At 42.1% G+C, this 10,580-nt stretch carries 9 protein-coding genes; 2 read left to right on the top strand and 7 right to left on the bottom strand.

The window, feature by feature from the left end:
- Window positions 1–154: 154 nt before the first annotated feature.
- The 6 genes from rfbA to ACYZZR_RS13085 form a co-directional block, all read right to left on the bottom strand.
- The gene (gene rfbA / locus ACYZZR_RS13060; RefSeq protein ID WP_461534454.1) at window positions 155–1,027 is read right to left on the bottom strand and encodes a glucose-1-phosphate thymidylyltransferase RfbA; all 873 of its coding nucleotides are present in this window, start codon (window positions 1,025–1,027) and stop codon (window positions 155–157) included.
- A gap of 148 nt (window positions 1,028–1,175) precedes the next feature.
- Window positions 1,176–3,950 carry an alpha/beta hydrolase family protein gene (locus ACYZZR_RS13065; protein WP_461534455.1) on the bottom strand — a complete coding sequence of 925 codons (2,775 nt, stop codon included), beginning with the start codon at window positions 3,948–3,950 and terminating at the stop codon, window positions 1,176–1,178.
- Window positions 3,951–3,997: 47 nt separating this feature from the next.
- Complete coding sequence (locus tag ACYZZR_RS13070; RefSeq protein WP_461534456.1) at window positions 3,998–4,810, bottom strand: lysophospholipid acyltransferase family protein; 813 nt, start codon at window positions 4,808–4,810, stop codon at window positions 3,998–4,000.
- Between the two features lie 195 nt (window positions 4,811–5,005).
- Window positions 5,006–5,569 carry a PIN domain-containing protein gene (locus ACYZZR_RS13075; RefSeq protein ID WP_461534457.1) on the bottom strand — a complete coding sequence of 188 codons (564 nt, stop codon included), beginning with the start codon at window positions 5,567–5,569 and terminating at the stop codon, window positions 5,006–5,008.
- The gene (locus tag ACYZZR_RS13080) at window positions 5,559–6,014 is read right to left on the bottom strand and encodes a helix-turn-helix domain-containing protein (RefSeq protein WP_461534458.1); all 456 of its coding nucleotides are present in this window, start codon (window positions 6,012–6,014) and stop codon (window positions 5,559–5,561) included. The genes ACYZZR_RS13075 and ACYZZR_RS13080 overlap by 11 nt, the downstream gene beginning before the upstream one ends.
- A gap of 105 nt (window positions 6,015–6,119) precedes the next feature.
- Window positions 6,120–6,761: an NUDIX hydrolase gene (locus tag ACYZZR_RS13085; protein WP_461534459.1), complete on the bottom strand. Its 642-nt coding sequence runs from the start codon at window positions 6,759–6,761 to the stop codon at window positions 6,120–6,122.
- Window positions 6,762–6,921: 160 nt separating this feature from the next.
- Here ACYZZR_RS13085 and ACYZZR_RS13090 point away from each other — a divergent pair, with 160 nt between their 5' ends.
- Together ACYZZR_RS13090 and folK are read left to right on the top strand one after the other, a co-directional pair.
- Window positions 6,922–7,506, top strand: a complete 585-nt coding sequence (locus ACYZZR_RS13090) for a peptidylprolyl isomerase (RefSeq protein WP_461534460.1) — start codon at window positions 6,922–6,924, stop codon at window positions 7,504–7,506.
- 128 nt (window positions 7,507–7,634) lie between these two features.
- Complete coding sequence (gene folK / locus ACYZZR_RS13095) at window positions 7,635–8,774, top strand: 2-amino-4-hydroxy-6-hydroxymethyldihydropteridine diphosphokinase (RefSeq protein ID WP_461534461.1); 1,140 nt, start codon at window positions 7,635–7,637, stop codon at window positions 8,772–8,774.
- Between the two features lie 285 nt (window positions 8,775–9,059).
- On the opposite strand, the gene ACYZZR_RS13100 is transcribed toward folK, so the two are convergent.
- Window positions 9,060–10,418 carry a hypothetical protein gene (locus tag ACYZZR_RS13100; RefSeq protein ID WP_461534462.1) on the bottom strand — a complete coding sequence of 453 codons (1,359 nt, stop codon included), beginning with the start codon at window positions 10,416–10,418 and terminating at the stop codon, window positions 9,060–9,062.
- Window positions 10,419–10,580: the final 162 nt, after the last annotated feature.

Consider the following 10,580-nt stretch of genomic DNA (forward strand, 5'->3'; position numbering starts at 1 on the left):
TATTTATCTTGAAACATAGGGTATCAGATTCATCTGATACAAAACTATGTTTTCAAGTCCGTTCGGTCGAAAAACCTCTGTAACTAACTATATTTCAAATATTTCAAAGAACTTTTTTAAACTTTAATGGGACAGCAATGAATTGACTCAATAGTTAATTGACTTTCCTGAGGAGGTATTGCCCGTATTCGCACTGTTCCATACGCCGAGCCAAGACGAGCAACTGTTCGCGATCGATATACTTGCGATCGTAAGCGATCTCTTCAAGACAGGCCACCTTGAGTCCCTGACGTTTTTCTATGGTTTGAATAAAATTGGAGGCTTCCAACATAGACTGATGTGTTCCGGTATCCAACCAGGCATAGCCGCGCCCCATAAGCTCAACGGCGAGTTCTTCTCGACGGAGATATTCGGCATTGACCGCAGTGATCTCCAATTCACCCCGAGCGCTGGGAGTAATACCCGACGCAATCTCTACTACAGAATTGGGATAGAAATAAAGTCCGGTTACGGCATAATTACTCCTAGGTTCTTTAGGTTTCTCCTCAATACTCAACGCCTTGCCCTCAGAATCAAATTCAATCACTCCATAACGCTCAGGATCTTGAACATAGTAGCCAAATATGGTGGCTTTCTGCTCCTGCTTTACCCTACTTACGGCTTGTTGCAACAAGGCAGTAAGCCCGTGACCGTAAAATATATTGTCGCCCAACACCAGACATACCGGATCCTTACCGATAAACTCTTTTCCTATGATAAACGACTGAGCCAATCCGTCCGGACTAGGCTGGATAGCGTACTGTAGCGAAATTCCAAAGTCCGAACCGTCGCCCAACAACCTCTTGAAGTGCTCCAACTCCTCCGGACTTGTAATGACTAATATATCCCGTATACCTGCCAGCATAAGCACAGAGATCGGGTAATACACCATGGGTTTATCGTATATAGCCAAGAGTTGTTTCGAAACTCCCCTAGTAAGGGGGTAGAGCCGACTCCCGGTACCCCCGGCAAGGACTATTCCTTTCATAGACGCTGTTTTTGTTGCGCTAAAGGTAAGGCTTTTACGAGAAATCGGAGATTCTTCTCTTCGAGAACAAACAACCTCAATCCCTTTCCTCTACACAAAATGAATCACAGATTTATCTTTCCAAACTGAGCGTTGACTCCACATATTGTCAATACCCTTTGTGATACTCCTTTTGCAGTGCCGGCCGGCCTTTTACCATCCACTCCGGAGCTTCTTTCCCCTTGAGGAAGTGATCAAAAAACTGCATCATACGTATGGAGAGATCTTTCCTATTACCCCAGCTATCCCCCTTCAAGTTGTGTGGTTCGCCGTTATAAGACAGCATCCACACCGGTTTTTCCAATCTTCTCAATGCAACAAAATACTCTATACCCTGATACCACGGCACGGCTCCATCATTGTCGTTATGCATCATAAGCAAGGGGGTATTTACCTTAGTAGCATAAAACAATGGGGAATTTTCTATATACAAATCCATTTTGTCCCACAGCGTTCCCCCTATGCGGCTCTGAGTGTGTTCGTATTGAAACATCCTGCTCATTCCCGTTTGCCAGCGAATTCCTCCATAAGCACTGGTCATATTGCTCACAGGTGCTCCGGCCATGGCTGCGGCAAACATATCGGTTTGAGTAATCAGGTAAGCGGTTTGATACCCTCCCCAACTCTGTCCTTGAAGGGCTACCTTTTCAGAATCGATATACGAACGTTCGCCTATCAACTTTTCTACTCCACTCACAATACAATTGTAAGCGCTTTGACCGGGATAGCCTTCTTTGTACACTATATCCGGAACAAAAACCACATAGTCGTTGCTGGTGTAAAAGGTTCTGTTTATCACCGACCTACTTGGCGATGGAATATAGTGTCGGTGATAGGTATCAGAACTGAGTTCATAAAAATAGACCACCATAGGATATTTGCGCCCCGGTTCCATATTTTCGGGAGTGTACAACAAACCTTGAAGAGGTTCATTGCTGTAGTTATTCCACTCCACCAATTCCACATTACCCCAGCGGTAATCTTTCTGTTGCGGATTGGCCGAGGTGTATTTTTTAGGAGTGTCGAGAGCTGTATCTGTAATCCACAAATCCGGATACTCCTTAAAAGTCTGTTTGCTAAAGTACACCCTATCGCTATGCTTTGCCTTTACAGGACGTCCTAAGCTGTAGTCACCTCGCATCACTACCGTATACGAATCCTTATTCAAATCGGCCAGAGCAAAGCCCGCTTTTTTGGTTTTCTCCTCAAAAACAGACAACCACAACGCACCGTTCTCTCCCATATACTTCTCATCGCGATCTAGGGTGAGGTATCTGTAAATCGTTTTTTCTTCTCTGCCGTCTTGTGTAAGTCTCTGCGGTTTTTTCTTCCCTGTAGGATCCAGTTTCCATATATCGTACCTGTCGTATACATAAAGTGCCTTATCGTCTTTACCCCAACCTGCAAGTCCGTACGGATAAGGCTCACTGGGCATATCGTTAGTCTCGTCGTAAAAAGCCACTTCCAAGCCCTCAGTCAACGGAATGTGTTTGTTTTGCTTCAAATCTATCGAATAATACAGGCTGTCTTTCCTGTTGTAATAAGCAGCATAGCGCTGTGCAGGTCCCATCCACACACGGTTTTGAGCCTCTACCAGCAATTGCTTTTTACCCGATTTCAAGTCTATAGCGTATATATCCTTTACCCACAAAGCATTCCAAGACGAAGCCCTTTGATACTTACTTTCATCTTCTGCCAACACATAAGTCCCCATGCCTTTGTCCAGTACTCTCACATCCGGAACCGCACTATCGGCAAGTTGTATAGCCTTGTCTCTATCAAAGTCGTAAACCGCTGTAAAGGTCTTTTTGCGATCTTTAGAGAGGTTTACTTTTTGCTCCGGTTGTAGTCTGCTGTCAGTCCACGACCATATATCAAGTCTCGCTCTCTCCTTGTTGAGCAGTGTATCACGTGGGTGTTCTCCTTGGTAATAAGCGGTTCCGAAAAAAAGTCGTTTTCCGTTTTCAGAGAAGAACACATTTCCGTTTTCCGAAGGAGCCCAACCATCGGGTAGACCGCTAATATCTGTGGTCTTCAATTCTCCCACGGTATTTCCCTTTCCGGTGAACAAGGTGTATTTTTTCACTTTGGTCGTATCTGCCGAAAAGAGGAAAGCCAATTTTTTACCCTCCGGACCGGATTTTACGCTCTTCACCTCGCCCTCTCCTTTAAAAATCGTATCTACTTGAGCGCTAGCAGCATCGAGACGCAACACTGCAGCCTGAGTTGATGTACTGTCCTTCTTTTTACTTCCCAGCAACAAACTGTTCGCTTTACGCGCCCAGGCGTAGGTACTAATATTTTTAAAAGACAGACTGTCTTTGCGAATAGGATTAAGCACCACTACAAGAGTATCTTTCTTCTTCTTTTTATTCGCTTTGAGGCTATCCGTTTTTTTCTTTTTGAGATCTGGAGCTTTGACCACTGTTTTAAAAGCCAGCCAACTGTCTCCTTCTGTCGGCAAACTAAAATTCTTTAGCTGGGGATACTTGATAATTTCGCGGCTTTTCAACAGATATATTCCAAGAGAATCTGAAGGTTTTTTATCGCCCTTCCAGCCCTCGGTTTCCGCTTTTCTGCGCAGATCTATAGGAGCTTTTATACGAAAAACCACCAGACTGCTGTTACCGCTAATCCGAGCCGACGCACCGCGATCTATAGTATCTGAAACTCCGGCACGTATATCACTTATCACCAGGCTGCCATCTCCGTTGCCATCGTTGTACTCGTATACCAGAAAATTGCCGTCTTCCGAAAGTTGGGGTTTGGCGATGTGTTTCCACCGGTCAAAATCGTCGGGAGTAAGTGTTTTTTTCTGAGCGAAGAGCAGTCCGTTGTACAACAGACAACACAGGAGTAGTTGAAGACTTTTATTTGCTATCATAGTTGTTTATTTGTCTCAAAAATAGTTAAAACAATACGTTTTGGCAATTAGTCTTCTCTATAGCTCCACCTTCGCTTTTCGTTGAGCTCTTCTTCCATTTTCAAATCCTCTTCAGGAATCACCTTGAGGAAGGAAGGATGTTGTTCGATAGCGTATTCCAATTGTTCCACAATTTGCTCTACCGTATCATTTTCGAAATCGATTTTTAGCGGCTCTTTGATCACCATCGATTGCAGTATACCTTTCTTTTTCACCCACAACCCCTTTTTGTCGAAAGACCTTCTAAAACCGTCGATAACCACCGGGATCACAATGGGTTTATACTGTTTTATAATGTGTGCCGTCCCTTTTCTTATAGGCTTCCAGGGTTTGGTAGTCCCCTGAGGAAAAGTAATTACCCAACCGTCGTCCAAGGCCTTCCCTATATTCTCAGTGTCTTGTGGATTAACATCCCGTTTTACGCTTTTTCCCTTTGCTCTCCAGGTGCGTTCTACCGTGATAGCTCCGGCATATGCCATGATTCTGGCCAGCAGTCCTGCTCTCATAGTTTCCTTTGCCGCTACATAATAGATATTGAGCTTAGGACGCCATATGTACCCCACATTTTTAATCGAATCCACCCGATGTGTAAGACTGGCATTAAAAACGTGAAACATAGCTACTACATCGGCAAAATAAGTTTGGTGATTGGAAACGAACAACACCTTGGTATCAGGCAATTCTTTGATAATTTCTGAGCCCTCTATACTGAGCTCATTAAACCCTCGATATCGCCTGTGCGTGAGAAGTCCGAAAATACGGATAAGCCATTTTTTGAGAAAAAGAATATGTCCGAAAGGATTTTTTTTAAACAACCCCATAATAAGTTTCACCGGTTTTAAATACGAAAATTTTGCGTACTGCAATCAGCACTCCACAGACTCGCGACTAGTATGACCTAACACAAAGATATAAAAGAAGAGGTTTAAATATCCTGTACTCGAATTAAATGTACATTACACCCCATTTGAACACATGTCATTTTAAAGCTTAGGACTACTCACTCCCTTAAATAATCAAAGTTGTGAATGCAAAAAATCAGCAGTAGATTTTAGTCCTCTTTTTCTTAAAATATCGAGAACTTCAAACTCATTTAGGTCCGGATTCCTTCTGTTTAATACCACTTGTCTAAAGGCTATCACGGCCTGTTCCGGATTTAAATCAATAATATCGGTTAGAAAATCATCTGCCGTTTTTGCAGTTAATCCAAAAGAAGACAAATAATCTTCAGGAAAGTCCTTGATGTTATTTGTCACTATAACATTGGCATTTGTTTTTATGGCAGCAGCAAGAACGTGACAATCCTTAGGGTCTGGCAATGACAATCCATTTATCAAACCAGAATAATTAGTAACCAAAGCATCGGGAAATGCTAAATTTGCTTTCATTACTCTTTTCAAAGCTTCCTCATTACTCACTCCTTTTCGTTTCATTACTTCTTTCCATTCATCAAAAATATGTTCACTCCATTTTGGAGTATACATTTCAAAATATGCAAACCAAAAAAGCATATCTCTGATTTCAACAGGATAAATCACATTGGTATCTAAAACACATATAAATCTAACACTATGAATCATACAGCCCTAATGCTTCGTCAGATTTCATTATATCGATAATATGTTGTTTCTGACTTTTCTTCATTTTGTTTTTATACTCCATTACATCCTCAAACCTGACCCTCCTGTGTTTCCCTACTTTGGTATACGCTATATCTCCTTTTTCAAGCAGCTTTACCAGATGTGGCCTTGAACATCCAAGGATTTCGGCTGCCTTTTGAGTAGTTACTTCCGTAGCTACTGGAACAAGTGAAAAAGGAAGCCCTTGTCCCATTGCTTTTAAAATTTCACCGAGAAATTTTAGGGCACTAATAGGAATTCTAATTCTCTCCCGCGTTTCTTCAATCTCTATCTCCGGGTTTTCAGAATTTAATTGCCCTATAACAGCCACTAAGGCATCATAAGACTCAACGGCTAATTCCTGCTCGTCTTTTGAAGGTCTGTTTATGTTCAAAAAAGTTTCCATTACACTGCACATTTTCAGTATACAATATTAAACGAAATAAACGAAACAGCACTGCAATATATGTTAATTTTTATAATTCACCTGACACCTAACCGTAATCGATGTTTATTTTTTCACTAGTACAACAAGGTCTTTCACCTCGCTGAGCATAGCCGCGGTAGCCCCCCATACATCCTGTCCTTGTAAACGGAAATAGGGAGTGTTTTTATTATTGCCATAAGCGGTGACAAAATCCTTTTTATGCACCACACTGTCGTCTATCATTTCGGAGACCGGAACTTTCAGCAATTTAGCGACCTCCTCCGCTTGAGGCAAAAACCGCGGTGGGCTAGTCAGTATTCCCATAAAGGGATATACTATAAAATTACTGGGAGGAATATAGAGTGAAGTAAGAGAGCGAATTACCTGTATACTTTCTGCCGAAATCCCAGTTTCTTCTACGGTTTCTCTAATAGCGGTAGCCTCTATACTCTCGTCCTCTTCTTCTTTTTTACCTCCCGGAAAACCCACCTGATTGGCGTGAACCCCCTCGTAATCCTTACGCAACAAAAGCACCGTATTCGCTCTGTTATTTCGGTCGGGGTAAAAGAGTGCCATTACCCCGGCCTCACGAGGAGTCGTCGCTTTAAATTCGGCCTCCATCAACACTCTGCGCGAAGCCGATGCCATTTTATACTGAGATTCCCTTCCCGGTAAGGGCAGATTTTTTATTTTTGGTATTAATTCTAAAAATTCGTCAAAATTCATGTTACGTCACATACTGAGTACTTGCACAATAATACTATTTATATTTTTAATCAGCTGTCAAGAAAACCCTAAAAAAGATAGTAAAGCTCCCCTTCCTACTGCCAAAGAACAGCTAACTGACAGTGTAAAAACATCGAACAAAGAAAGTGACACCTCTGTTGTGACAAGCAAACCCATAAAGGTAGAAGACACTATAGTACTCGACGAAGACAACGCCATCCCATTTTTCTTTGAATACAGCAAAGAACACAAGGAAAACAAAGTTAAGATCAGCACAAAATACGGAGACATTGTCATTGAATTGTTTGACCAAACGCCCTATCACAGAGCCAATTTTATCTACTTGACCAAGAAAGGATATTTTAACGGTTCTAGCTTTCACCGAGTTGTAAAAGACTTCATCATCCAGGGTGGAAGTTCAGACAACAGAGAAATCGCTCAAAGAAGAGGCGAGATAGGAAAGTATCTACTACCTCCCGATACCGACAAAGGATTAAAACATCATCGAGGAGTGGTTTCTATGCCGAGTAGCGACAATGTAGACAACCCACACAAACTGGCCTCTCCATACGAATTTTTTATCGTTGTAAAACGTCCGGGCGCCTACCATTTGGATGGCAAATACACTGTTTTTGGCAAGGTGATACAAGGGATGGATGTGGTAGACAAAATCAATCAACTCCCCACCGACAGCCGGGAATGGCCCTATGAAAATGTGCGGATGGAAGTAGAGATTGTCGACTGAGCTTTAAGCTCTCCAATGTTCACTAAATGCCAAAATAATTTTGCCTTCCGGCAAGAGCGTCTACAAAATACTTTGTGCTTTTTGGAATATCCCCGATTTATGTGGCTTAGTTTTATTTATTTTGCAGCATGAAACGCGCATATCTTTCTATCGGGAGTAATCAGGGCAACAGGCACCTACACTTGCAAAATGCAACAGACCGACTGCAAGCCCATCCCGGGATAAAGGTAAAGAGCTGCTCGCCCCTGTACCAAACTCCAGCTTGGGGCTTTTCGAGTGACGATTTTCTCAATGCCTGTTTGGCAGTAGACACCAATTTATCACCACAAGAGTTACTGAAGTACATCCTCGACACCGAAAGACAACTGGGACGTATAAGATCGGAAGAAAAAGGCTATCTGCCGAGAACTATCGATATCGATATTCTTTTTTTCGAAGACGAAATTATTCGAGAAGCCGACCTTATAGTGCCCCATCCGCAAATGGCAAAACGCAGGTTTGTACTAGCTCCTTTGGCCGATATTGCCCCGGGAAAAATACATCCGGAATTAAAGAAATCTGTCGCTAAACTTTTGGAAGAATGCCCGGATGACAGTGAAATCGACAAAACGGATCTCAGTGTGCAACTGAAAAAAGACCAGCTTTTTTCATCTTTGAACTACCTGGCCATAGAAGGTAATATAGGTTCCGGAAAAACTACGCTGGCCACTATGATAGCGGAAGAGTACAACGGAAAACTCATACTGGAACGCTTTGCCGACAATCCCTTTTTGCCCAAGTTTTACAGAGAACCCCAGCGCTACGCCTTCCCTCTCGAGATGTCGTTCCTGGCCGATCGCTACCAGCAATTTACCGACGACACCTCACAACCCGATTTGTTTAAAAGTTTTATGGTGAGCGATTACGACATCTACAAATCGCTGATATTCGCCCGAATCACCCTCCCGGAAGAAGAGTTTTTTCTCTACCGAAAACTATTCGGCCTGATGTACAAAGAATTGCTCAAACCAGATGTATACGTATACCTGTACCAAAATACCGAAAGACTGCTAAAACAGATAAAAAAAAGAGGACGCAGCTACGAACAAGACATGTCTTACGACTACTTAGAGAAGATAAACAAGGGGTATATGGACCATATTAAGAACAGCCACCAACAAAATATTCTCATTATAGATGTCTCAGAAATGGATTTTGTGCAAAACAAAAATGACTTTAAAGAAATCATCGATAAAATCCATTGTTTTTACGCTGAAATGCACAATTAGCAATTTTATCAAATTTATTTTCCCCTTTTATACATTTTTAAAAATACTTATCATACATTAGCAACGCTTTAAACAGCTAACTAACTTTTTCATAATCCAACCATTGGGATTCAATTACTTTTGAATCCCATTTTTTTATCCCTATTTTTTTGAACAATAATCACCAATACTCAATTTATACTTTGGTGAGTAAGACTCTACTGGAATCATAAATAAAAGAGGTCGTTTTCTGCATCTTAGAAAACGACCTCCGTATATAACTTTATAGCATTTAAGGCTAACTCATTACCAAACACCGATAAAGTGGTTACCCGGCTGATTGATCAGTTTTGCTCCCTTTTTCACTTCTCCGGTCAGACTGTTCAGGATGTAGATATTACCGTCTTCGCCTACGGGTGAGAATGAAATATACACCTCATCGCCGTCTACAGCCCATCCCTGATACTGGTTCATATAGTTATTCTGGTGAGAAGGAAGATTTACATTTTCGGCAGTTCCCGCTTTTAGGTCTACTCGAGCTACAAAGCTCTGTACATCTCCGGCATCGTTAAAATCGGCTGCTGGCGAACCGTCGTGGCGGTACATAACATAGGCAAAACCGTTACCCACATTTTTCCAGCTTTCAATATAAGCATTGGTAACTCCCAGCTGCTCATCTAAGTTCAACTCATAGCTATCGTCGTATTCGCCATCGGGAGAAATCCTCATAACACGAGATCCACCCGTAGTTTCACGTGACGAAAACTGGTAGATATAGCCATCATCTCCCAAAGAGGCATTACCGCTCCTGTAACCACTGGTATCTCCATGTCCTACAGTCGATGTGATAATTTTGGGGTTTTCCAGAGAAGGATAATCTACTACGAGCGATTTAGAGCCGAGGCGGTCGTATGCGCTCTCGTCGCTAAGTCCGGTAAGCGGATCGGTTTTCCCCATCCAGGTTCCAATAATGAGTTTATCTCCGGCAGCATTCAACGCAGGTGCATCCAATCGGTAAATATGATATCCCTGCTTTTCTTCTTCCTCTGTAAGTGGAATTTCAAATTGTTTTACGTTGGCTATTACCACCTCTTCAAAGTCGATAGCAACCACGGTTGCCAATCCTCGAGTATGAAGGTAATTTCCTTCTTCATCTACAGTGACTTCCGGAGTAGAAACACTAACAGCGACTCCTGTTTTATCTCCGTCGTACAGCTTTACCCATCTCGGTGCTGTTCCCGCGTATTGTGAGATATTGACAACTCCTCCAAATTGCTCGTAATTATCTCCTCCATTTACGCGATATTTTGAAAACTCACCTCCTACATCACCTCCATAAGCAATATTAAAAATGATTGAACCATCCACAGACGACTGTAGTCGTGCGGTTCTTTGCGATTTTACAGGAGACCCTTTTTCAAACGCATTGATTTCAAATTCCGGATCATTTGCCTGCTCTTTGGTAAATCCGTAGAGCACTGTTCCTCCATTTCCGTTCCCCGGAATCTCATCGTGAATAGCTCCAGCCACAGAAAACATTCGTTGCTCGGTGGGGTTTGTAGGATCCGGTTTACCATCCGATATTGGATCGTCGTCACTACACGCCGTAGCCAAAAGTCCGGTTATGAATGCTCCAAAGAGAATCTTGTTAAATTGATAGTTCATAGTTTGATTGTTTAATTATTATCATTGCTGTCCCATTAAAGTTTAAAAAAGTTCTTTGAAATATTTGAAATATAGTTAGTTACAGAGGTTTTTCGACCGAACGGACTTGAAAACATAGTTTTGTATCAGATGAATCTGATACCCTATGTTTCAAGATAAATA

Origin of the sequence: Sinomicrobium sp. (assembly GCA_029266035.1) — a bacterium.
Lineage (GTDB): Bacteria > Bacteroidota > Bacteroidia > Flavobacteriales > Flavobacteriaceae > Sinomicrobium.